This is a genomic window from Mucilaginibacter sp., from assembly GCF_041088075.1.
Taxonomy (GTDB): Bacteria; Bacteroidota; Bacteroidia; order Sphingobacteriales; family Sphingobacteriaceae; genus Mucilaginibacter_A.
Map to the genome: position 1 here is coordinate 24,473 of NZ_JBGCVY010000058.1, position 22,917 is coordinate 47,389.

21 protein-coding genes are annotated in these 22,917 nt (G+C 42.0%); 14 read left to right on the forward strand and 7 right to left on the reverse strand.

What is annotated here, in order from left to right:
* The first annotated feature begins 32 nt into the window (after nt 1-32).
* The 4 genes from V5804_RS13965 to V5804_RS13980 all read left to right on the forward strand — a co-directional run bounded on the left by V5804_RS13965 (nt 33) and on the right by V5804_RS13980 (nt 5,712).
* Nucleotides 33-677, forward strand: a complete 645-nt coding sequence (locus tag V5804_RS13965; protein ID WP_369592011.1) for a (2Fe-2S)-binding protein — start codon at nt 33-35, stop codon at nt 675-677.
* Nucleotides 674-1,657, forward strand: coding sequence for a xanthine dehydrogenase family protein subunit M (locus tag V5804_RS13970; protein WP_369592012.1), 984 nt, complete (start codon nt 674-676; stop codon nt 1,655-1,657). Before V5804_RS13965 ends, V5804_RS13970 begins: the two co-directional genes overlap by 4 nt.
* A gap of 5 nt (nt 1,658-1,662) precedes the next feature.
* A complete protein-coding gene (locus V5804_RS13975; protein WP_369592013.1) occupies nt 1,663-3,900 on the forward strand; it encodes a xanthine dehydrogenase family protein molybdopterin-binding subunit in 2,238 nt (745 codons plus the stop codon).
* A gap of 273 nt (nt 3,901-4,173) precedes the next feature.
* Nucleotides 4,174-5,712, forward strand: a complete 1,539-nt coding sequence (locus V5804_RS13980; RefSeq protein WP_369592014.1) for a serine hydrolase — start codon at nt 4,174-4,176, stop codon at nt 5,710-5,712.
* Between the two features lie 68 nt (nt 5,713-5,780).
* On the opposite strand, the gene V5804_RS13985 is transcribed toward V5804_RS13980, so the two are convergent.
* Nucleotides 5,781-5,915 (reverse strand): hypothetical protein, encoded by a 135-nt coding sequence (locus V5804_RS13985; protein ID WP_369592015.1) that lies wholly within the window; start codon nt 5,913-5,915, stop codon nt 5,781-5,783.
* Nucleotides 5,916-6,197: 282 nt separating this feature from the next.
* Between V5804_RS13985 and V5804_RS13990 the strand changes: the two genes are divergently transcribed.
* Both V5804_RS13990 and V5804_RS13995 read left to right on the forward strand, forming a co-directional pair.
* On the forward strand, nt 6,198-6,632 hold the full coding sequence (locus tag V5804_RS13990; protein ID WP_369592016.1) for a hypothetical protein: 435 nt from the start codon (nt 6,198-6,200) through the stop codon (nt 6,630-6,632).
* A gap of 111 nt (nt 6,633-6,743) precedes the next feature.
* On the forward strand, nt 6,744-6,962 hold the full coding sequence (locus V5804_RS13995; protein WP_369592017.1) for a hypothetical protein: 219 nt from the start codon (nt 6,744-6,746) through the stop codon (nt 6,960-6,962).
* A gap of 58 nt (nt 6,963-7,020) precedes the next feature.
* Here V5804_RS13995 and V5804_RS14000 read toward each other — a convergent pair whose 3' ends face one another.
* Complete coding sequence (locus V5804_RS14000; RefSeq protein WP_369592018.1) at nt 7,021-7,356, reverse strand: hypothetical protein; 336 nt, start codon at nt 7,354-7,356, stop codon at nt 7,021-7,023.
* 473 nt (nt 7,357-7,829) lie between these two features.
* On the opposite strand from V5804_RS14000, the gene V5804_RS14005 reads away from it, so the two are divergent.
* A complete protein-coding gene (locus V5804_RS14005) occupies nt 7,830-8,672 on the forward strand; it encodes an alpha/beta fold hydrolase (protein WP_369592019.1) in 843 nt (280 codons plus the stop codon).
* Nucleotides 8,673-8,834: 162 nt separating this feature from the next.
* Nucleotides 8,835-9,527: an MBL fold metallo-hydrolase gene (locus V5804_RS14010; RefSeq protein ID WP_369592020.1), complete on the forward strand. Its 693-nt coding sequence runs from the start codon at nt 8,835-8,837 to the stop codon at nt 9,525-9,527.
* Nucleotides 9,528-9,568: 41 nt separating this feature from the next.
* Here V5804_RS14010 and V5804_RS14015 read toward each other — a convergent pair whose 3' ends face one another.
* The 3 genes from V5804_RS14015 to V5804_RS14025 all read right to left on the reverse strand — a co-directional run bounded on the left by V5804_RS14015 (nt 9,569) and on the right by V5804_RS14025 (nt 13,084).
* Nucleotides 9,569-10,531 (reverse strand): hypothetical protein, encoded by a 963-nt coding sequence (locus V5804_RS14015; RefSeq protein ID WP_369592021.1) that lies wholly within the window; start codon nt 10,529-10,531, stop codon nt 9,569-9,571.
* Between the two features lie 333 nt (nt 10,532-10,864).
* Complete coding sequence (locus V5804_RS14020; RefSeq protein ID WP_369592022.1) at nt 10,865-12,292, reverse strand: TolC family protein; 1,428 nt, start codon at nt 12,290-12,292, stop codon at nt 10,865-10,867.
* Nucleotides 12,293-12,424: 132 nt separating this feature from the next.
* Nucleotides 12,425-13,084: an ABC transporter ATP-binding protein gene (locus V5804_RS14025; protein ID WP_369592023.1), complete on the reverse strand. Its 660-nt coding sequence runs from the start codon at nt 13,082-13,084 to the stop codon at nt 12,425-12,427.
* A gap of 273 nt (nt 13,085-13,357) precedes the next feature.
* Between V5804_RS14025 and V5804_RS14030 the strand changes: the two genes are divergently transcribed.
* The 6 genes from V5804_RS14030 to V5804_RS14055 all read left to right on the forward strand — a co-directional run bounded on the left by V5804_RS14030 (nt 13,358) and on the right by V5804_RS14055 (nt 17,706).
* Nucleotides 13,358-13,549 (forward strand): hypothetical protein, encoded by a 192-nt coding sequence (locus tag V5804_RS14030; RefSeq protein WP_369592024.1) that lies wholly within the window; start codon nt 13,358-13,360, stop codon nt 13,547-13,549.
* Nucleotides 13,550-14,047: 498 nt separating this feature from the next.
* Entirely contained in the window at nt 14,048-14,539 is a 492-nt protein-coding gene (locus V5804_RS14035; RefSeq protein WP_369592025.1) for a YsnF/AvaK domain-containing protein, read from the forward strand.
* Between the two features lie 28 nt (nt 14,540-14,567).
* Nucleotides 14,568-15,434, forward strand: a complete 867-nt coding sequence (locus tag V5804_RS14040; protein ID WP_369592026.1) for a DUF2382 domain-containing protein — start codon at nt 14,568-14,570, stop codon at nt 15,432-15,434.
* A gap of 92 nt (nt 15,435-15,526) precedes the next feature.
* On the forward strand, nt 15,527-16,180 hold the full coding sequence (locus tag V5804_RS14045; RefSeq protein ID WP_369592027.1) for an OmpA family protein: 654 nt from the start codon (nt 15,527-15,529) through the stop codon (nt 16,178-16,180).
* A gap of 30 nt (nt 16,181-16,210) precedes the next feature.
* Nucleotides 16,211-17,152, forward strand: coding sequence for a DUF2382 domain-containing protein (locus V5804_RS14050; RefSeq protein WP_369592028.1), 942 nt, complete (start codon nt 16,211-16,213; stop codon nt 17,150-17,152).
* 119 nt (nt 17,153-17,271) lie between these two features.
* Nucleotides 17,272-17,706, forward strand: a complete 435-nt coding sequence (locus tag V5804_RS14055) for a DUF937 domain-containing protein (RefSeq protein ID WP_369592029.1) — start codon at nt 17,272-17,274, stop codon at nt 17,704-17,706.
* Between the two features lie 184 nt (nt 17,707-17,890).
* Here the strand turns inward: V5804_RS14055 and V5804_RS14060 are convergent, their stop codons facing one another.
* A complete protein-coding gene (locus V5804_RS14060; protein WP_369592030.1) occupies nt 17,891-20,293 on the reverse strand; it encodes an ABC transporter permease in 2,403 nt (800 codons plus the stop codon).
* Between the two features lie 155 nt (nt 20,294-20,448).
* Nucleotides 20,449-22,827 carry an ABC transporter permease gene (locus V5804_RS14065; RefSeq protein WP_369592031.1) on the reverse strand — a complete coding sequence of 793 codons (2,379 nt, stop codon included), beginning with the start codon at nt 22,825-22,827 and terminating at the stop codon, nt 20,449-20,451.
* Nucleotides 22,828-22,917: the final 90 nt, after the last annotated feature.

Here is a 22,917-nt window from a genome sequence, read left to right on the forward strand (position 1 = left end):
CAGTAGTTTTAAACGGAGAAAAATTAAACTTTATGGAGAAGGATCAGTGTTCTGTGCCGGATGAAAACCTGAATGAAAACGCAGGTTCAGGCCGCCGTGATTTTCTTAAAAAAACAACTTTTTTATCAGCGATTGCGCTTGCTCCGGTAAGTTTGGTATCGGCTGCCGAAAAAGAAATGGACGAAAAACTGGCTGCCGTATTTGAAAAAGTACCGCTAAAGCTGGAAGTGAACGGGGTAAAACATGCTTTGTCCGTTGAGCCGCGGGTTACGCTGCTGGATTTGCTGCGCGAACAATTGCAACTAACCGGAACCAAAAAAGGCTGCGACCACGGACAATGCGGCGCTTGCACCGTCCACGTAAACGGCAAACGGCAAAACTCCTGCCTCACTTTAGCGGTGATGCACGACGGAAAAAAAGTAACCACGATAGAAGGTTTGGCCAACGGCGCCGATTTGCACCCAATGCAGGAAGCTTTTATCAAACATGATGGTTTTCAATGCGGTTATTGCACACCGGGACAAATCATGTCGGCGGTGGCTTGCATTCGTGAAGGGCACGCCAATTCGGAAAACGAGATCCGGGAATACATGAGCGGGAACATTTGCCGTTGCGGCGCCTACCCAAACATTGTAAACGCAATTACAGAAGTGAAAAACGGAGGGCAAAAAGTATGAACCAGTTTCAATACGTGCGGGCAAACACGGCTAAAACGGCCATCGGCGCTTTAGCCAAAGATCCTTCGGCCGCTTTTTTGGCAGGAGGAACGAACCTGATTGATTTAATGAAAAACGGCGTTACAGCTCCGCCAAAACTGGTGGACATTAACCCAATCCCTTTAACCGAGATCAAAAAGCAAAGCAATGGTTTGTACATCGGCGCTTTGGCCACCAACGCTGATGTGGCCGACCACAAATTGGTGCTGCAAAACCAGCCTTTATTGTCGCTGGCTTTAAATGCCGGCGCTTCGGCACAATTAAGAAATGTAGCCACGATTGGGGGCAACATGATGCAGCGGACGCGTTGTTTTTACTTCAACAACCCGGATTTGCCTTGCAACAAACGCCAGCCTGGTTCTGGCTGCGGCGCGTTGGAAGGCTACAACCGGATGCACGCCATTTTTGGTGCAAGTTCGCAATGTGTGGCCGTTAACCCAAGCGATATGTCAGTTGCGCTGGCTGCTTTGGATGCCACCGTTTTAATTTCGGGGCCAAAAGGCGACCGCCGAGTTTTGTTTACCGATTTTCACCGTTTGCCGGGAGAGCATCCGGAAAAAGACAACAATTTGATGAAGGGCGAATTGATTACAGGGATTGAAATCCCGGATAATGCCTTCAGCAAAAACGTTCATTATTTGAAAGTCCGCGACCGCAGTTCGTATGCTTTTGCGTTGGTTTCTGTTGCGGCTGCCCTCAACATCAAAAATAATACGATAAAAGAAGCACAACTGGCGATGGGCGGCGTAGCGCACAAACCGTGGCGGCCGACCGAAGCGGAAAAATATTTAGTTGGAAAACCGGCAAACGAGGCAACCTTTAAACAAGCTGCCGAAATTGCCATGCAAAACGCAAAAGGTTTAAAGTACAATTCGTTTAAGTTGAAGATGTCACCGAACACCATAATTGAGGCCTTAAGAACAGCATCAGGAATAGCATGAGTTTGATGGATACAAAATTTTTTGACAGCAAGGCTGTTGAAGGTTTAGACAGGGTGGACGGCAGGTTGAAAGTAACCGGTGCGGCCCGATATTCTGCAGAGTTTCCGATACCGAAACTCACTTACGGCGTTTTGGTAACCAGCACGGTTGCAGGCGGAAAAATCCAAAGTATGGATGCCAAAAAAGCTGAAAAAGCACCAGGGGTTTTAGCGGTGATCTCGCATTTTAACGCGCCACAAATCCCGGGCTATTCGGAAGGTTCAAATCCTGCAAAAGGACAAACGACGAAAGGCCAGCCTTTGCGCATTTTTTCAGATGATACTATTTATTTTTACGGACAGCCGGTTGCTTTGGTGGTTGCAGATACCTTGGAAAGGGCACAGTTTACAGCCGGATTGGTGCAGGCGCAATATCAAAAAACTTCGTTCCAAACGGGTTTTGATGCCAATGTAAGTTCTGCCGATTTTCCTTCCCAGGCAAAAAACCGTAATTCTAACGGCGATTATTTGCGTGGAGAAGCCGATGCTTATAAAACTGCACCGGTAAAAGTTGAAGCAGAATATGTGATCCCAACGGAAGTGCACAACCCGATGGAGCTGCAATCCATCATTGCTGTTTGGGATGCGCCGGATAAAGTTACGGTTTACGATAAAACACAATCGCTAAAAGGGGTACAGGGTACGATTGCGCAAGCGTTCAAAATCCCGGTAGAAAACGTGCAGGTGGTTGCCACTTATGTTGGCGGCGCGTTTGGAAATGCGTTGCGTACTTGGCCGCATGAAATTGCAGCGGTAATGGCGGCGCAAAAAGTTGGCCGGCCGGTAAAATTAGTGATCAGCAGGGACCAAATGTTTACGATGGTTGGCTACCGGCCGTACACCTGGCAAAAAGTTGGCCTGGGCGCAACGGCAGACGGAAAATTGGTTGGCATCAGCCACGAAGCCATCAGCCAAACTTCTACTTATGAAGAATTTACGGAAGGAACGGTGAACGTTTCCAAGTTTTTATACGCTTGCCCGAATGTAAATACGCGTTATAAAATTTTGCCCTTAAACGTCAGCACGCCAACTTGGATGCGCGGGCCGGGAGAAGCTTCCGGTGCTTTTGCTTTGGATTGTGCGATGGACGAACTGGCCTATCAGCTTAACCTCGACCCGATTGAACTGCGTTTGCGCAACCATGCAGATACGGATCCGGAAAGAAATTTGCCCTGGTCAAGCAAGTATTTAAAAGAATGTTACCAGGAAGCCGCCGACAGGATTGGCTGGTTTAAACGCAATCCCAAACCGCGTTCGATGAAAACGGAAGACGGTATGCTGATTGGTTACGGCATGGGCACGGGTAGTTTTTCGGCCGGAAGAAGTGCGGCTACGGCGAGCATACAGATGTTGGCCGACGGAACTTACACTATCCAATGTGCCACCACCGATATCGGGCCGGGAACGGCAACGGCGATGGTGCAAATTGCTTCGGATGTTTTGCAGGTTCCGGTCGAAAAAATCAAGTTTCAATTGGGCAATTCTTCTTTTCCGAAAGCGCCAAGCCAAGGCGGTTCTTCCACCGTTTCTACGGTTGGTTCGGCGGTTACGGCGGTTTGCGTTTCCCTGAAAAATAAATTGGGCGAACTGGCCATCGGACAAGGAGAAGCAGCTTCGGTAAAACCTGCCGACCTGACTTTTGCAAACGGGCAGATCACTTCCAAAGACCAGTCCATCAAAATAGCTTATGCGGATGTTTTGAAGAAGCACAGCTTGCCAACTTTGGATGTTACCGAAGAATCCAAATCAGGCGATGAACGCCGCAAATATTCTTTTTACTCGTTCTCGGTGCACTTTGTGGAAGTAAATGTGCATCCGGCAACCGGACAAGTCAAGGTAAAACGGGTAGTTAGCTGTGCGGATGCCGGCAAGATCATCAACCATAAAACTGCGGGAAGCCAAGTGATAGGCGGTGCAATTGGCGGGATTGGGATGGCTTTGATGGAAGAAGCCGTGATAGACGACCGGTTTGGCCGCTATGTCAACAACAACCTGGCCGATTACCATGTTCCGGTCCATGCGGATATTCCGGCGATTGATGCTGTTTTTATAGATAAAAAAGACCCTTACATCAACCCGATGGGATCAAAAGGCGTGGGCGAAATTTCTTTGATCGGGATGGCAGCTGCTGTTGCAAATGCTGTATTTCATGCAACCGGAAAACGGGTTCGGGATTTGCCAATTACGACGGACAAACTGGTTTAAAAGATCAAACGAACAAAATTGCTTACTGATTTTTATGCCATAAAAGAAGCATTCCGTTTCTGCTTCCTAAAAACTTCTCAAACCAATCTGCTTAAACTTTTTAGGCAGATCGGTTTAAACAATCCTGTAATAATCAAATTTCCGTTAAAGGCAGAAATACGTAATTTCTTTTTTTGGTTATTTGGTTTTAGTTGATGCCGATGCTGTTTTTATCACTATAAAATCCTTAATTGCGTTAAATTTCCGGTTAATTAATTTTCTAAGAATTTAAAAATGAAGAAACTGTTTGTTGTGCTGCTGGCTTGGTTTTCGTTTGTTGCCCCAATTAAAACACAGGCGCAAAATTTTATAACCGATAGTTTGGACAATTACGTGCGGCAAGGCATGAAAGACTGGAATTTGCCCGGCTTGGCCATTGCCATTGTTAAAGACGGCAAAATTATGGCGATGAAAGGTTACGGCGTGCGCGATATTAAAACCAAAGAACCGGTGGATGAGAATACGTTGTTTTTGATCGCCAGCAACAGCAAACTGTTTACGGCCACGGCTTTGGCACAATTGGATTATGATAAAAAACTGTCGCTGAACGACAAAATCACCAAATACTTCCCCGATTACAAGTTGTACGATGCCAACACCACAGCTTTGGTTACGATAAAAGACATGCTTTCGCACCATCTCGGCACCGGAACTTTTCAGGGCGATTTTACTTTTTGGAACGGTAACCTCTCGCGCCAGCAAATTATGGGCAAAATGAAACTGCTGAAACCGGCGCAGCAGTTTCGCCAAAGCTTTGGCTACTGCAACAGTTGTTTTTTGACAGCAGGAGAGGTGATACCAAAAGTTACCGGCAAAGCCTGGGAAACTTATATCCAGGACAGTTTGCTTACCCCGTTGGGCATGGTCAACACCTACACTTTGGGAAAAGGCGCAGCGCAACGAAAAGACGTGGCCAAACCGTACAGTACTGTTTTTACCGGCAAATTATCCGAGTTGCCGTATGATTTGGTAGACAATTTGGCGCCGGCCGGAAGTTTGGTAAGCAACGTAAAAGACTTGTCGAAATGGTTGATGCTGCAGTTGGACAGCGGCCGGTATATGGGCAAACGGATTTTGCCTTGGAGCGTGCTGCAAAAAACAAGGGAGATGAACACGGTTATTTCGAGCACTAAATCCAGTGTTTACCCAAGCCATTATACGGGTTATGGTTTGGGTGTTTTTCAGCGGGATTACAACGGCCGACAAATTTTTTACCATACTGGCGGTGCCGATGGTTTTGTTACCAATACTTGTTTTGTGCCCGAAGAAAAGCTGGGCATTGTGATCCTGACCAACAACGACAACCAGGAATTTTTTGAAGCCTTGCGCTACCAAATTTTGGATGCTTACTTGGATGTGCCTTATGTCAACCGCAGCAAACAAGCATTACAAGCTTTTACGCCACAATTTAACGCAAGTGTAGCCAAAGTAAAAGCCATGCAGGCACGTGTAAAAGGGAACACGCCAACATTGCCCATATCAAAATATACAGGAACTTATATAAACGAACTTTATGGCCCGATCAGCATTACGCAAGCCGGAAAAGATTTACAAGTGAACTTTAACGGACATGCAACTTTGAAAGCCAAATTGCAATATATGGACAACGGCGAGTGGCTACTTACTTACAACAATCCTGCTTTTGGTATTTTCCCTTTAGAATTTAAAACCAATCAAAACAAAGTTGTTTCCACTTTTATCAAAGTGAACGATTTTATTGACTATGACCCTTATTTGTTTATCAAGGTTGATGATAAAAAGGCTGGGGTTTGAAAGATTGTTAGTTGAATTTATCAATTAAGTTTGACTTGTATATTTTACAGAAATGCCTGTTCATCAGTTTAAAATAATCCGACTATGTTGTGGTTCGCCACAGATTCTTCTTGGATAATTTTCTCATTAAAAACAGCTTTGTAAAATTCAAGTTCATGTTTTGGTTTGGAAGATTGTATTTCAAAATGTTCAATTTTGTTCATGATTTTTAGGGTTTTGATGTTGCAATTTTCCATACTTCCATTGTATTTTTTGTTGTTTTTATCTGATTTGTTTTGTTTGCAATTTGGCCAACAAAATTCAAAAAGCATTCCCCGCCAAATGCTTCTTTTATCGCCCTAAATTTGGCAATATCAATTTGTAAAAAATTTCAGCTTAGAACAAATTTCATCAAAAGGTTTAACCCAAAAAACTATATATTTTTAAGTTAAACTACCACTGTTGCAAGTACTCTATTCATCATAAGTCTTTTAAAAACTAAAAATATGAAAACGCTCAAAGTTACTTCGCTGGTTGTTTTTTCTGCTTTGATTTTCAATTTTGCCAATACTGCAAACGCACAAGATTGGCGTAACCGCCAGCAACAAAACGGAACTTATACGCAAGGAGGAAACCGTGGCTCCGGATCTCAGCAAGGTGGCTATGGCAATCAAAATGGCCAAGCCCAAAACAATGGCGGCCGGGGCAACTACCAAAATTACCAAAACCAAGGCGGCCAAAACTATCAGGGCCAAAATATGCCGAACCGCGGCGGACAGTATTATCAAAACCAAGGCGGACAAGACCGAAATTATGCCGACCGGGATTACCGCGGCCGGGACTACGGCTACAACCGCGGCTGGGACAGGAGAGGTCGCGACTACCACGACCGTGATTTCCGTAGTTATGGCCGTTGGGACTATGGCTACCGCGGCTGGTAATTGCGGATCCATTCATACAAAAACCTCATCAATTTGGTGGGGGTTTTTTTTGCTGAAACTAAAGCCGAAGCGGTTTAAACTGCTTTTATAATTCTGCTATCTTTGCTGCATATGGAAGCCATTCAAGTTCGGGGTATTTTTAAAGATGCGATTTGCCGCGCCATTCCGATAGAAAATAACTTGTACCGCATTACCAGGGATACTGTTTTTATCGGCACAATTATGAAAGAAAACGGCGGCTGGAATCTGGAGGAAGTTGCAGGCGAAGATTTAACTGCCGAAAATGTACAATTGATTGGCGCGTACTTGGACAAAAAAGGTTATGGTTGATGGTCATGGGTTATTGTTCATAGTTCATCGAAAATATAGGGGTAAAAGAAGCATTTAATTATTGTACCTTTTTTCGAAGAAAATAAGACGGGTTTTCGTCGCGAAATTGATAACGGGTAACCACTTCCCATCCTTGCAGCGACAGATAATTCAGAACATCTATTTCGTTGTTAAGTCGGCTAAGCTCGCCTGTTAACTTTCTAAACTCGTTTTCAGATAGATAAATATTACTGCTGATACGCCCAAAATCCCATTTGACCGTAATTTTAGAACTAAAAGTCACCGGCTCGATAAAAATCCGGCCATAAATATAATGGGGATTTATTTTTGTAGAATCTGTTTGCGCCAGGCAAACGGCAGGCAGCAGCCAAAGTAGAAAGAGTAGCTTTTTCATCAGCGATAGCAATTGTTTTTAAAGCCTAAACTTAAAAAAGCTGAACTACTTTTTCAAAATTATAAACACTAAAATTTGATTTTACTTGTGGAATTAGTAGCGGAGGTACTGCAAACTGAAAACCCAAACAATGAATAATTGGGTTTGGCCCGATGCTTCTTTTATCAACTTAAAAATCCAATCTTTCCACAAATCCTAAAAATCCTGATCCAGACTTTAACTATTTCCAAATACTTCTTTTACCAACCAAAAATCCGTCCTTTCCACAAATCCTAAAAATCCCGATCCAAGTTTTAACTACTTCCAAATACTTCTTTTACCAACCAAAAATCCGTCCTTTCCCTAACTCCTAAAAATCCCGATCCAAATCAAAATCCCGATCCAAATCTTAACTATCCCAACAAATTTTATCCTTATAAAAACAGCATCTGTCTTTTTGCCGTATCTATAGCAGGCAACAAATTGTTTTTGATATGGAAATCAGCAGTCAGTTTTATAATGTTAACGGGATTGTTTTGCACGCCGCAATTGCTGGCCCGCAGCAAGGAAAAGTGATGCTGTTTTTGCATGGTTTCCCCGAGTTTTCGTTGGGCTGGAAAAAGCAGTTGACGTTTTTTGCGGCAAAAGGTTTCCGTGTCATCGCGCCCGATCAGCGCGGCTATAACCTCAGCAGCAAACCAAAAGGCGTAAAAGCTTACCGGATAGAAAATTTGGTAGAAGATATGGTCGCTTTGATCAAGCAATTATCAACCGAAAAAGTAATTTTGGTTGGGCATGATTGGGGCGGAGGCGTAGCCTGGGAACTGGCCGGGCAACATCCCGAATTGATCGAAAAACTCATCATCCTGAACATGCCGCATTTAAAAGTATTTCGCGAAACTTTAAAAAACAATGCCAGGCAAATGCTGCGCAGTTGGTACACCGGTTTTTTCCAAATCCCGTTTTTGCCCGAATGGGTCAGCAGTTGGTTCAATTATAAGCTGATGGAAAGGAGCATGATTGGCACGGCACTTCAACATACGTTTACGCGTTTAGAAATCGGCCAATACAAAGCTGCCTGGCGGCAACCGGGAGCGGTGCGGGCGATGATCAATTGGTACCGCGCTTACAAATACAGTCGGCCCGCCTACAAACGCATCCAAATTCCAACGTTAATTTTGTGGGGAACGCAGGACAAATTCCTGCTTCCGCAAATGGCCGCCAAAAGCAACATGCTTTGTGCCAAAGGGAAATTGATTTACATTGACGATGCCACGCACTGGCTGCACCACGAAAAAGCGGCCAAGGTAAACCAATTGATCTTGAATTTTTTGTAGTCAACAGGAACAATAGTTATTTGTCTGGTTCACATGTTTCTTATCTACCGATTGCAAAACTTTACAGCTTCGTTGCGTACATTTGGCAAGCAACAGTTTCAATCCTATTTATGTTGATGCTGTTTTTATCGCATAAATTTTAGCAACGCTCATCCATCCCAAATGAAACAAATAACCCAAAGCCTTTATCAGATCAGTTTAGGTACAGTTAATGCTTTTGTAATTGAAAACAACGGCCTGACTTTGATTGATACCGGCTTGAAAGGCAGCACGGAAAAAATATTTTCGGCGATAAAAAAAGCAGGTAAAAAACCGGAGGATATCAAACAAATTATTTTGACCCATTGCCATCCAGACCATGCCGGAAATGCGGCCGAACTGAAAAAACTTTTTAATGTTCCGGTTTTTGCACACGAAACTGATGCGCCGCTGATAGAACAAGGGATAGGAGGAAGGCAAATGCACCTGACGCCAGGCGTAGTTCACTGGCTGATTTATAATTTGTTTATCAAAAAAGCAGGAAACACGATTGCGCCGGTAACCGTTGACGAAAAATTGAAAGACAACGACGTGCTGCCAATTGCAGGCGGAATCCAGGTAATCCATACGCCTGGGCATAGTGCAGGGCATATCGCATTGTTGTTGAAGGACGAAGGTGTTTTGATTGCGGCCGATATTTGCGCAAATGCAGTCGGTGTTGATTACAGCACTTTGTACGAAGACATTAATTTAGGCCGGAAAAGCATTTTAAAAGCAGCGGGTTTTTCTTTTGATAAAGCTGTTTTTGGCCACGGCAATTTGCTGAAAGATGGGGCGAATGAAAAGATGAAAGCAAAATTTAACAAAGCGTTGTAGTATCAAAACTTCACACCAAATTTATGCCGATAAAAGAAGCATCAACCCGAATTTCCCCTTACCACCAACAAAATCAAACTATCATGTGCAATGCCCAAAGTTTTGCCGGGTGTAATGGTTAAATACAATTTCAGGTAGCCGTCCATAATGCCTTTCATTACTTTGATGGTGCTTTCCTGTTCATCGGGCAGCATGTTTTCCATCGGTTCTACAAAATGCAATTGCCCCTTCGCATCAACCCGAACGGCAAAAGTGTGGTAAAAATCAGCATAAGCTTTGTTGATGGTTACTTCATATTCCGGGTAAAACAAGGTTTCGGGCACGTAATAATTGTCCAAATCTTTGGCTTTGAGCCTGGCATTGGTAACCACAACATTCGGGTTTTTGCTTTTTAACACAACCGGTTCTTGTGCGGCAAATATTTTTTTTGGGTCGAGGCTGGCTTGTCTGGCCAATTCCCGAATGTAAGCTGTGTCTTTTCGGGTTGTTTCACGAAGCTTTTCTATTTGGAGATGCTGTTTTTTCAGATAAGCATCAGCATAAAAAGTAACATAAACGTTGGAATTTTTCCAGTTGATGATTTTGTTGTTCACGTCCAAAACCTGGAACTTCAAACTGTCTTTCGTTACTTTTTTGGCTTTGAACCAGGCACCCGAAAAGTTAAAGATCGAATCGTGGTCTAAGTTTAAAGGCAAATCGTAAAAACGCAATTTTATCGGGCTAAAAACAGCAACCAAAGTATCTGCTTTAATATTGATTTTCCAGGAAGGTTTAAGCTGATAACCTTGCGCGTTAAAAGAAACGCCGTTGGCAAACCGGCGGTAAACTTCGGTAAAGGGAATGCCGATAACGGATTTAAAAGAAGTTTTCGTCCGGGCGATCAAAGCCGAATCACTTTCGGGTTTTGCAGGAGATGCGGAAGACTGGCTTTCATGCTGTTTTTGCTGGCAGGAAAAGCAGCACACAGAAAACAAAACCAACATAAACAAACGAAAACGAAGCATATAAAAACAGCATTGGTATTGGCTGTTAAGGTAAAAGATTTGGTTGGATTTATAAATGGGCGGGGTTGAAATGTTTGTTGGATATTTAGCCTAAAAAATACTTGTATGATGGAAAACACACCCCTAACCCCTCTCGAGAGGGGAAGCATAGTTTGCTACCTTGCGATCTTATACTTTTCTACCTTAAAACTTTTATGTTTTCACCTTCATGCCTTTTAGTATTTTATTGAGAAAGGTAGGCGCCATATTTCCCCTCTTGAGAGGGGTTAGGGGTGTGTTTCTTTAAAACAAAAAACCATCAACCACACCAATTTTTATCTTGTAAAAGAAGTATTACCACGATAACTTCCCCTGATAATAATCCAATATTTTCAACCTTAAAATGTAATCGTACCGCGCAGAAATGAGGTTGATATTGGCGGCATCCAGCTTGTTTTTCGCAACGGTATAATCCACACTTGTGCCAACGCCGGCGTTAAACTTCACTTCTGTTGCTTTAAAAGATTCGGTATAAGCTACAACCTGATGCTGCAAAGTTTGGTAGCGGTTGTAAGAAGCAGTAGTGTTAAAAAAAGCTTGTTCTACCGATTGTTTCAGTTGGATGCGCGTGGTTTGTTCCACCAGTTCGGCATTTTTTAAATCTAATTTTGCCAACGAAATCCGGTTGCGTGCAACCAAATTGGTGAAAATAGGAATCTGCAATCCAACCGAAAACGAAGAACTATAATTGTTTTTAAACTGGTTGCCGTAACTGATTTTTTCCTGCCGGTAATCGCTTTGGTTGGTGATAACATAAGATTTGGAGCCGTTCTGCAAATTCACATAATCGCTGGTTGGCTGGCGCACACTGTCCACAAAAATACTACGACTGGCCGCGCTAGAATAATTGGTGTTGGCACTGGCATTAAAAGAAAGCGTTGGGTACAGATAGCCGCGCGCCGCACTTACGCCTTTGGCCGCACTTTTCGTTCGCAGCACAGATGCTTTGACCAGGCCCAACTGCTCTAAAGCCGCCTGATAAATACTTTCCGGATTGTTGTTGCCATAAGAAGCCAATTGTTCGGCCGTCAATGGCGCATAAGTTTGGCTAACTTGATAAGGCACGTTCATGTACTGCGCCAGCGTTACTTTGGCACTTTCCAAATTGTTTTGGTTGTTGATGATGGACAAGCTGTCGTTGGCCAATTGCCCTTTTAAATCCGCCAATTGGTAAGGCGCGATGGCGCCATCTTTGTTCAAAATTTCCGAACGTTTGATTTGTGCCTGCGATACCAAAGCCTGGTTGCGCGCTTGGTTTACCAATTCCTGGTTGTTTAAAATTTGCAGGTAAGCGAGGATCACGTTCAGCGTAAGGTTGTCTTTTTGCTGCTGCAGTTCCAGTTTACTGGCCTCAAAAGCAAGCAGGTTTTGTTTGATGGTGTTCCACAACAAAAAACCGTTGAATAAAACCACGTTTCCGCCAAGCGAATAATTGGTGTAATTGATTTGCTGGTTTAAATAAGCATTGGTAAACGGGTCAATACTGCGGCCCTGGTTCAGCCCCTGCGAAACATTGCCGGAAATGGCGGGCAACAAATTGCTTTTGGCCTGCCTCAAATTGATGTTAGCGCGTTGTGCTGCCAAATCGCTTTGCTGCACCTGCAGGTTTTGCCGGCTTGCAATTTCGATGCATTGCTGCAACGTCAAACGACTGCTGTCTGTACTTTGCGCACTGATTTTTATGGCATAAAAGAAGCATAGGCAGAGGAGGATTTTTTTCAAGGAAATCATAAGTGTATTTGCTTTCAGCAATCGGCTTTCAGCTTTTGCATGGTTTTATACTTTTATAGTTTGATAGGTTGTGCGTTTGCAAGAGGCTGATAGCTGATGGCTGACTGCTAATAGCCTGCAGCTTTATTCAATCCTTCCATCCAGCAAATTAATGATCCTCGAGCCGTAAGCGGCGTTTTTTTCGGAATGTGTTACCTGCACAATCGTTACGCCTTGCTGGTTTAAGGTTTTAAACAGTTCCATAATTTCTTCGGCTTGTTTGGAGTTGAGGTTTCCGGTTGGTTCATCAGCCAAAATTACTTTTGGGTTTGCGGCCAAAGCGCGCGCAATGCCCACCAATTGCTGTTGCCCGCCCGAAAGCTGGTTGGGGAACAGATCTTTTTTCCCAACAATCTGAAAACGGTCTAAAATATCGGCCACAATAGATTTTCGTTCCGAAGATTTCATGTCCTGGTAAATCAGCGGCGTTTCGATGTTTTCGTAAACCGTCAGCTCGTCAATCAAATGGTAAGCCTGAAACACGAAACCGATGTGCTGTTTGTACAGGTTAGAACGCTGCTTTTCCTTCAGCTTAAAAACCGATTGCTCCATAAAGAGGTATTCGCCTTCGGATGGCTCGTCAATCATCCCCAAAATATGCAGTAAGGTTGATTTGCCGGAACCGGACGGGCCCATGATCGAGACAAATTCGCCTTCATTGATGTTGAGGTTAATATCTTTTAATAAAAAAGTACGGTTTCCACCTGAGGAAATCCATTTGTAAATATGTTTCAGTTCGATCATTTTTTTGGGTTTACAGCTTTTAAATATTTAAGGAAAACTCATTTCCGACAAATGTACAGACAATGCAATACCAGAAACAGGAAAACCTGGTTTACAATAAGTTATAAAAAATCATAAGGTCAAAGTGTTCGGTAACGATACACGTGCTGTTTCGTTTTGATACAGATTTTAGGGTGGTAAAAGAAGCATGGCCTTGGCGGAAACCATTTTAATTGGATGAAGGCAATACATTCCTGTAAGAAATATTTACCTTGCTTTAAAATTTAAAAAACCATGAAGAGATTCCTCACCTTGCTGACCGTGGCCTTAATGGCCTTTACCCTCAGTTTTGCACAAACAAAAAAAGATGGCACGCCCGATAAAAGGTTTAAAGGCAATAGATCGGTTAAACAGAAACCGGTACCCATGACGAAAGCCGGCAAGCCAGACATGCGTTACAAAATGAACAAAAACCCGAAACAGTAATTAAGGAATTTAGGATTTGCATCAGTAAAAAGCGGCCGTGTTGCCGCTTTTTTTATGGGCAAAAGTTTTTTGTCTCTGAAAATATCTAAACCAACAGCAGCAGCATAAACAGGTTATAAAGACCGGGAAACGTAAGAAGCTGTTTAAATTTTGTTCAAATTATTGGCAATGCTTCTTTTATCGCCTAAAAATCATCAAGCCAGTTGGCTTTTTTGTACCGGTAACAAGATACGGACACAATTTTTTAGTGCTAAAAGAAGCATCAGGATTTTTCTTAGAAGGGAATTAAACATCTTTTAAGTATCTGGATTAAATTTACATAATTAAAAATTTGATAAAAATTACTTGCATGTATATTTCAATTTGACAAAGTTTAGCATAAAAACCTTTAACAAAAGTTAAAAATTTCCTTAAAAATTATTACTTTCTTAAAAAAGGTATTGTATTCTCTTAAGTAAAAAAAACAAATTTCACTGATATTTCTTTAAAGCATTGTGAATGAGGAAATATACTTTTTCTGGTTCTAACTATAAAGACCATACAATGAACAGCATTACCCAGTTTGACGATCAGGCCAACCAGCAAAAGGCGGAAGGGCAGGAATTGACTACTTCAAAAATCCAGGTTTTAGAGGAACGTTTGCAAATTGGCGTCAAACAGGTTGAAACCGGCAAGGTGCAATTGCATAAAAGGGTTGTTTCCCAGGATGTAAGCCAGGACATTGCCGTTACGCATGACGAAGTTGAGATCGAGCGTATACCTGTTAACCAATATGTAGAAGCTGCGCCAGCCATCAGGTACGAAGGAGATACCACTATAATTTCGGTAGTAAAAGAAGTATTGGTAGTTGAAAAACGGCTGATGGTGGTTGAAGAACTCCGCCTGACTAAAAAACAAGTTGTTTCTACCACTACAATAAATGAAACACTTCGGAAAGAAGAAGTTGAAGTAAACCGGACAAATTTAAACAGCACTTTACCAAATCAATAATAATTAATTAAACTAAAAATCAGTAATCATGTCACAAACAGTAATTGGAATTTTCGATTATACAAGTGAAGCTCAGGAAGCAGTTAATCACCTTGTAAACAATGGTTTTAGCAGAGAGAATGTTGATATTTCTTCCCGCGCACAAACCGAAAACACTTCATCAACAACTTCAACCGGCTATTCAGACCAGGATGACGATTCGCATAGCGGTGTAAGTGGCTTTTTCAGCAACTTATTTGGAACAGGCGATGATGCCAGCAAATACACTGAAGTGGGCAGCAAAGGTTCTATCGTTACGGTACATGCTAAATCTGCAGACGAAGCAGAATCAGCAGCCCGTATTTTAGATAATTTTGGTGCAATTGACGTTGACGACCGTGCAGAACAATATAGAAGCGGCAACACTGCTGCTACCGGCACAACCAGAAATACCAACGATGCAGATTCTATCAAAATTATTGAAGAAAGAATGCAAGTTGGCAAACGCGAAGTAGAAACAGGCGGTGTGCGTTTGCGCAGCCGGATTGTTGAACAGGCAGTACAAGAAAACGTACGTTTACGTTCTGAGCGTGTACATGTGGCACGTACAAATGTTAGCCGCCCGGCAACAGAAGCTGACCTGGCCAACTTTAAAGATGCAACCATTGAAATGACCGAACATGCAGAAGTACCGGTTGTGGGCAAAGAAGCTTATGTAACCGGCGAAGTTTCATTGGAAAAAGAAGTACAGGAAAACAACGAAACCGTACAAGGCACCGTACGCAAAACTGAAGTTGATACAGAAAATGTAACCGGCAAAGATGCTACGATAACCAATCAAAGCAGTAATGTTTCTTCCGGCTTAAATAGCGGAAGCACTTCAACCGGAACAGATAAAGACGGTTTTTATAAATAAACTTAATAAAAGCGAAAGCTTGTTTAAAGCGCCGGCCAGTAATCATGCTGGCGCTTTATTTTTTAAATTTTTAACCTAAACAATTATTAATCATGGCAGAATTAAACGTACAACCCAAAAAAAACAACTCCTGGTGGATCTGGGTCTTGTTGTTATTGATCTTACTTGGCTTATTGTTCTTCTTCTTAAAAGGCTGTAACAACAAAACCGGTACAGGCACCAATCAAGATTCTACTGCAAGCAACAGTACAGATGCTACCAAAGCTGTCGCAACCACAACGCCGGCAGATTCAAGTCAAATTGATTTCAACTCGCCAAAAGCAAATTATCAGGAAATCACGGACACCAGCATCAGCGTGCGTGGCAACAACAACTACAGCATTTATGGTTTGGGCGAAGATATTTTGTTTGATAAAGACAAAGCCACACTTAAAGGTAGTGCACAAACCCAGTTGAAAATGATTTCAGCGTCTCTGGCCAAACGTTTTAAAGGCGCCAACATTACTGTTTACGGACATACAGATTCTACCGGAACTGCAAGCCATAACAAACAATTGGGCGCAGAACGTGCAGAGGCAGTGCGTAACTGGTTTGTTAAAAATGGGGCAATTGCAGATCAAAGTATTGCGGTAAAATCTTTTGGCGCAAGCAACCCGGTAGCTTCAAACGCAACACCGGAAGGCAGACAGCAAAACCGCAGTGTAGCCATCGTGGCAGCACCGGCTAAACCTGCCGGAACTAAATAAACCATTTTTTAAATTTTAAATTGAATTACCATGGCAACTAACGAATATGGCTCAAATGCACAATTACTGGCATTAAGCGGAAGTGATTTTGAAATTGCAGACGGACAACCAAACATCAAAGGTTGGGACGTAAAAGATGCACAAGGAAAACAAATTGGCGATGTTGACGATTTGATTTTCAACCCAAACAACGATAAAGTTGTTTATCTTGTGGTAGACCAGGACGACAACGAACTGGATTTGGACGAAGACAAAAAAGTATTGATCCCGATCGGCTTGGCCGAACTGCACGAAAGCGATGACGATGTATTGTTGCCATCCATAACTGTAGCACAGTTAAACCAGCTTCCTGCTTATGAAAAAGGAAACATCACTTCTGAAACAGAAAGTACGATAAGAAACATTTTGGGCGGAGGCGCAGTGGCAGCCGGTGCATCGGCATTGACCGGAAATGAAGATTTTTATCAGCACGAACATTTTAACGATGCTAAACTCTACGGCCGCCGTCAGAAAGATAGGGATGACTTAACTTCTGCCGATCAAACAACCACTTCAATCCCGGTGATTGAAGAAAAAATGGAAGTTGGCAAACGCGAAGTGGAAACAGGCGGTGTGCGCTTAAAAAGCCGCGTAGTGCAAGAAAACGTACAGGAAAACGTAAACCTGCGTTCTGAGCATGTACGCGTAGAAGAAACCCCTGTAAACCGCCCTGCAACGGCAGCCGATTTAGAAACTTTTAAAGAAGGCACCATCGAGATGAAAGAATATGCCGAAGTACCTGTGGTAAGCAAAGAAGCATTTGTTACAGGAGAAGTTTCTTTGGAAAAAGAAGTGGAAGAAAGGGACGAGACCGTACAAGGAACCGTTCGGAAAACCGAAGTTGAAACCGAAAACTTTACAGACGATTCGGCTAAACTAACCAATAAATCAACTAAGCTTTCTAACGAAGAAAGCGGAGATACATTTTTATAAGAGGTTTTTTATAACGATCAACAAAATCGCCAGCTATTACAGTTGGCGATTTTTGTATGATAAAAGAAGCATCAGTATAAAACAACAGCACAATTCAATTTATTCTAAAAATTAAAATAATGTTCGATCAGATCTTAAATTTAGTTAAAGACCATATGGGCAGCAACCCACAACTTTCATCTGCCATACCAGCAGGGCAGGAAGATGCCGTACACCAGGAAATTGCAAACCACGTAGCTAACGGACTGCAAAACCAGGCAGCAAGTGCAGGCGGTGCAGGTGGCCTGATGTCAATGTTATCAGGCGGAATGGGTTCCGGCAGCCCACTTACAAGTGCCATTGAAGGCGGTTTGGTAGGAAGCTTAGGCACAAAATTTGGTTTGCCACCCATGGCAACCGGTGCTATTGCAGCAGCATTACCAGGCTTGTTGCAAAAATTTGCCAACAAAGCCAACGACCCGAATGATTCCAGCATTACCCCTGACAGCATGACCAGCGCTTTTTCTGGTGGCAGTGGCGGCCTTGGCGGAATGTTGGGCGGTATGTTTAAATAGTTTTAAAGCTATTAGCCGTCAGCTATCAGCCATCAGCATCAAACAATCTCAAACTGTTTGTTGCTGATGGCTTTTTTATTATCCGGTAATTTCCTGCAAATGGTGATACTGTTTTTACCAAGGTATTTTTATAATCAGTATTTAAGTATCAAATTTGCAAAAGCTCATACCTCTCACCTCAAACCTATTCACTTCGCAAACTCTTTACCGGGTTGGCCAATGCTGCTTTTACCGTTTGCAGCGCAATTAAAAGCGCAGTTACCAACGTAAGCAAAGCCATGGCAATCAAAAACGGATTTGTGGTAATCGTAATGCGGTAAACATAATCGCTTAACCATTTTTGCATGATAAAAAAAGCAACCGGGCAAGCTACCAATCCAGCCAGCAGTATGGTTCCTAAAAAATCTTTTAAAAATAATAAGATGATACCGGCAACTGAAGAACCCAATACTTTTCTGATCCCGATTTCTTTTGTCCGTTTTTGGATGCTTTGTGCAATCAACCCTAAAATCCCCAGCAAAACAATGATGATTGCCAAAGCGGTTGCCAGGTAAGAAGCCTTTTGCAATTGGATTTCTGTTTGATACAATTTTCGCAGTGCATCATCTACAAACTTGTATTCGAAAGGCGCATCAGGCAACAAGGTTGCCCATTTCTTTTGCACAGCTTCCAAGTTTTGCTGCATATTTCCCGGCTTTAGCTTAATGGAAAAATAACGGTAGAAATTGGAAAAATTAACGTTGATAAAAGTTGCCGGTTGGATTTGCTGCTGCATGGAACCAAAGTGAAAGTCGGCAGTAACACCGCAAACGGTAAACACATTTTTAATTCCGGTGATGTGGATTTGCTGGCCGATTGCCATTTTCGGATCTTGCCAACCCAAAGCTTTCGATTGCGTTTCGTTGATCACCACTTTTGTAGAATCGCCGGGCGCATAAAAACCGGTAAAAAACGTTCCGGCTTTTAACGGAATTCCATAAGTTGCAGCAAATTGATTATCGGTGCCCAGAGCTTGTGTAATTACGGCCTGTGTAGAATCATTGCTTAACTTATAAACTTGCATTGCGCTGCCGTTCATGCCGTCAGGTATTTCCCAAGACAACGAAATGTTGCTGATCTCGGGCATTTGCGCTAACTGTTCGCGGACTTGCTCCATTTTCTGCACGCCTTTGCGCGACCAATCCCTCGGAACAGAAGCATAAATCACATAATCTTTATCGTAGCCTAAGTTTTTACTAAAGAAAAGTTTGACCTGTTGCGAGATGATGATCGCGCCCACAAAAACGATAACCGCAATGCCGAACTGAAAAGCAACCAACAATTTCCGCATTAAAACACTTTCTTTAACCGAATTGACTTTTCCTTTTAGCGAATCAACCGATTTTAAAGAAGCCAAAACAAAGGCCGGATAAACGCCTGCCATTAGGCCAATAAAAAGTGCCAGGAAAAGAGGTATCAGGAAAAAATAAGCCGGAAAAGCAAAAAGGCCAAGAATTTCTTTTGCCAAAACATCATTAAAAATTGGCCTCGCAATGGTGTAAATTAGCAGTGCAAAAACAGTAGCCAGCAAAACCAACAGGGTAGATTCGATCAGAAACTGCCAAACCAATTGCTTTTTCATTCCGCCTAAAACTTTGCGGATGCCCATTTCTTTCATCCGGCTGGCCGATTGGCTAACACACATATTGATAAAGTTGATCACGGCCATCAGCAAAATAAAAAGCGCAATGGACGAAAGTGTGTAAAGCATTTTTTTGACCACGCCGTTGTTTGCCGTTAAATAATAAGATTTTAACGGAACCAGATAAGGCGTTAAATTTTGCTGGATTTGAATTACCGTATTCTTTTTTAACAAATTACGAATTGGTATTTCCAGATCTTTTGGTGTGATGCCAGGCTGTAGTTCAATATTTCCAACTAAACTTGGATTATTCCAACCATCAACCTTTCTTCCCATAAATTTGGCTGCACTTATCGGAAGAAACATATTGTCGTGATCGTTTAAATTGAGGATAGAGTTTTCCGGCGATTTTTTTAAAACTCCGGATATTGTAAAACCATGTTTGGAGCCTAAAAAACTTTCAATGGTTATCATTTCGCCCACAACATTAGTTTTTCCAAAATATTTGATTGCCTTTTCTTCGGTGATCAGTACTGAAAAAGGATGGGTAAAAACAGTATGTATATTTCCATGCAGCAAAGCAAAACCATACATATTAAGCAAAGTGCTGTCGCCAACTTGGATGCTTTCGCGGAAACGTTTATCTCCTTTGGAAACGTTGGAAGAGATGCCGTCCCAGTGATAGTAGTTGGCGACTAAATTTGGATATTCTGTTTTTAAAGCTTTGGGTAATTCTGCAAGTGTAGTAATTTCATACCCCATTTTTGGGTCTTTCCATTTGCTTTGGATAATGTACTGCCGGTCGGCATTCTTCAACTGGCGGTTTACTTGTAACTCGCCCCAAACATAAGCGCCAATCAACAGCGTAAATGCAATACCGGTTGATAAACCGATGATATTAACCAGCGAGAAAAGACGGTTTTTAACGATGTTTCGCCAGGCAATTTTAAAATAGTTTTTGATCATTTTGTTAATGCTTCTTTTATCGTGTATAATTTTGTGCGCGGTGTGGGAACTTTTAAAATTGCTTGTATCGCTGCTAACTTTTTAGCTGATGCTTCTTTTATCGGTGTTTTTTTGGTGAGAGGTACGAGGGCTTTGCCAAGTCTGATACCTCAAACCTATTCACTCCTTAAACTCTTCACCGGATTGGCCAATGCTGCTTTTACTGCCTTAAAACTGACGGTGATTAAAGCGATGGCAAACGTAATCAGCGCGGCCAAAGCAAAAACCCACCAATGCAAAGTGGTTCTGTAAGCAAAGTTTTGTAGCCATTTTTCCATACTGAAATAAGCGATGGGAACGGCGATGACGGCAGAAAGTAATACTGGCTTCAGTAAATCTTTTGCTAACAAGAAAACAATATTTTGTACTGAAGAACCCAACACTTTTCGCACACCAATTTCTTTAGTGCGCTTTGTTGCGGTGAACGATGCCAGGCCAAACAGGCCCAGGCAGGCAACAAAAATGGCCAAACCTGCAAACACCGATAAAATGGTTTGCTGCCGAATGTCTTTTTGATACAACTCATCAAACTGCTGGTCTAAAAATTTATATTCTAAAGGATAAGCTGGAGCTGCTTTGTTGTAAGCATTTTTTACCATTGCAATACCCGCCTGTAGGTTGCCTGGTTTTAATTTTACCAATATTTGCCTTCTGTCCGTTGCTGGCGAAATCACCAGTGCATCAATATCTTCTTTTAATGATTTAAAATTAAAATCATCAATCACGCCAACAACTCTTCTTTTTTTACTGTCGCGAACGGTATTAAATATCCATTTGCCAATTGCTTGTTGTGGCGTCCATCCTAATTTGGCTGCAGCCGTTTTGTTAATTAATACTGCATCGGTTGTATCGGTTTGAAATGCCGAAGAAAAATTTCTGCCTGCAATAATTTTCAAGCCCAATGTTTTTACATATTCAAAGTCTGCGAACTCGGTGCTTGCATACCATTTTTCCGGATGCCCTTCCACATCAAACATATGTCCGTCAAAAAAACCACCAGGCTCGCCGCTCATTGCCGAAACCGATTGCACAGCGGTTTCATTTTGCAATTGTGTTTTAAAAGAATTTAGATTTTTATCGATGTCGCCGTTATCAATCGGAATAATTAATGTTTGCTTTTTATTATATCCAAGCTGTTTGTTCTTTACATAACTCATTTGTTTTGTAATAATGATGGTACCAACAATCAAAAAAATGGATATGCCAAATTGAACCACTACTAAAACCTGCCTGAACGATGCACCGCCTTTGCCCAATTTTAATTTGCCCTTTAATGCCTGTATAGGTGAGAATGCAGATAAAAAAAATGCTGGATAACTGCCTGCTAAAAACCCAACGATAATGATAATGCCGGCAAGAAATAAATAGATGGGCGATGCATTCCATGATACATTTAATGTATATCCCAGCAATTGATTACACCATGGTATTACCAGCAATAACAAACCAACAGAAAGTATGCACGAGATCGTTGTTAGTAAAACGGATTCGCCGATGAATTGCCAAACAAGATTATTACGCAACGCACCCAGCACTTTGCGCAAACCAACTTCTTTTGAGCGTTCTGCTGCACGAATGGTGGAAAGGTTCATGAAGTTAATGCAAGCAATAAGCAGTATTAAAATTGCGATTGAGAGAAAAATGTAAACAACTGTTTTATCTCCATGCTTTATGTTGTCAACGGCTTTGCTATCAAAGTAAACATCTTTTAATGGTGTTAAAGATAAAGACCATTTAAAGCCATATTTACGCAGTTCTGTACCAAGATATTTTTCAACAAAAGCCGGCATTTGTTTTTCGATCTGCGCTGGGGAAACATTTGGAGCGAGTTGTACATATAAGTACACACCATTGTTTATCCATGAAGTCATCCAGCCAGCATCTTTGCGTCTTTCAAGAGGCAAAATAATGTCAAAATCCAAATGTGAATTGGAAGGAACATCTTTCGCAATACCTGTAACTTTCAACGGCGTCCCTTTATTTAGCGTTATAATTTTCCCCATCGCATTATTAACGCTCCCGAAATATTTTTTTGCAGTGGTTTCTGTTAGCACCGCACTATTCACATCTTTTAAAACTGTTGTTGGATTACCTCTTATTAACGGAAATGAAAAGAGGCTGAAAAAATTGGAATCAACCTCTATCTGTTTTTTTTCATGAAAAGATTTTGAGCCAACTGTAAAAAGATTATCATTTTGATTTACCCGGACAGCGTTTACAATTTGTCCTTTAAAATCATTGAGTAAAGCCGGCGCATACAGCCCGGACAAATAAGCCACCTCGTTTGTCTTACCGAAGTGTTCCGTTCCTCGCATCACGCGGTAAATGTTTTTTCCTTTTTGGTGAAAGTTGTCCACACTAAACTCATTCAGGATAAACAGGAAAATCATCAGGCAAACGGTAATGCCGATGGTTAAACCAAAGATGTTAATAGCCGAGAAACTTTTATGTTTCCACAAATTGCGCCAAGAAATTTTTAAATAGTTTTTGATCATTTTGTTTTAGTTTATAGCTGATGCTTCTTTTATCGGTGTTTTTTTAGCCCCATCTAACCTCCCCAAAGGGGAGGAACCAAAGCGTGTTAC

Coding starts and splice junctions, on each gene's coding strand:
- V5804_RS14045 (WP_369592027.1), top strand. CDS start 15,527: ATGGCAGAATTAAACGTACAACCCAAAAAAAACAACTCCTGGTGGATC.
- V5804_RS14015 (WP_369592021.1), bottom strand. CDS start 10,531: ATGCTTCGTTTTCGTTTGTTTATGTTGGTTTTGTTTTCTGTGTGCTGC.
- V5804_RS13980 (WP_369592014.1), top strand. CDS start 4,174: ATGAAGAAACTGTTTGTTGTGCTGCTGGCTTGGTTTTCGTTTGTTGCC.
- V5804_RS14010 (WP_369592020.1), top strand. CDS start 8,835: ATGAAACAAATAACCCAAAGCCTTTATCAGATCAGTTTAGGTACAGTT.
- V5804_RS13985 (WP_369592015.1), bottom strand. CDS start 5,915: ATGAACAAAATTGAACATTTTGAAATACAATCTTCCAAACCAAAACAT.
- V5804_RS14005 (WP_369592019.1), top strand. CDS start 7,830: ATGGAAATCAGCAGTCAGTTTTATAATGTTAACGGGATTGTTTTGCAC.
- V5804_RS13970 (WP_369592012.1), top strand. CDS start 674: ATGAACCAGTTTCAATACGTGCGGGCAAACACGGCTAAAACGGCCATC.
- V5804_RS14065 (WP_369592031.1), bottom strand. CDS start 22,827: ATGATCAAAAACTATTTAAAAATTTCTTGGCGCAATTTGTGGAAACAT.
- V5804_RS13995 (WP_369592017.1), top strand. CDS start 6,744: ATGGAAGCCATTCAAGTTCGGGGTATTTTTAAAGATGCGATTTGCCGC.
- V5804_RS13965 (WP_369592011.1), top strand. CDS start 33: ATGGAGAAGGATCAGTGTTCTGTGCCGGATGAAAACCTGAATGAAAAC.
- V5804_RS14025 (WP_369592023.1), bottom strand. CDS start 13,084: ATGATCGAACTGAAACATATTTACAAATGGATTTCCTCAGGTGGAAAC.
- V5804_RS14050 (WP_369592028.1), top strand. CDS start 16,211: ATGGCAACTAACGAATATGGCTCAAATGCACAATTACTGGCATTAAGC.
- V5804_RS14060 (WP_369592030.1), bottom strand. CDS start 20,293: ATGATCAAAAACTATTTTAAAATTGCCTGGCGAAACATCGTTAAAAAC.
- V5804_RS14035 (WP_369592025.1), top strand. CDS start 14,048: ATGAGGAAATATACTTTTTCTGGTTCTAACTATAAAGACCATACAATG.
- V5804_RS13990 (WP_369592016.1), top strand. CDS start 6,198: ATGAAAACGCTCAAAGTTACTTCGCTGGTTGTTTTTTCTGCTTTGATT.
- V5804_RS14040 (WP_369592026.1), top strand. CDS start 14,568: ATGTCACAAACAGTAATTGGAATTTTCGATTATACAAGTGAAGCTCAG.
- V5804_RS13975 (WP_369592013.1), top strand. CDS start 1,663: ATGGATACAAAATTTTTTGACAGCAAGGCTGTTGAAGGTTTAGACAGG.
- V5804_RS14055 (WP_369592029.1), top strand. CDS start 17,272: ATGTTCGATCAGATCTTAAATTTAGTTAAAGACCATATGGGCAGCAAC.
- V5804_RS14030 (WP_369592024.1), top strand. CDS start 13,358: ATGAAGAGATTCCTCACCTTGCTGACCGTGGCCTTAATGGCCTTTACC.
- V5804_RS14000 (WP_369592018.1), bottom strand. CDS start 7,356: ATGAAAAAGCTACTCTTTCTACTTTGGCTGCTGCCTGCCGTTTGCCTG.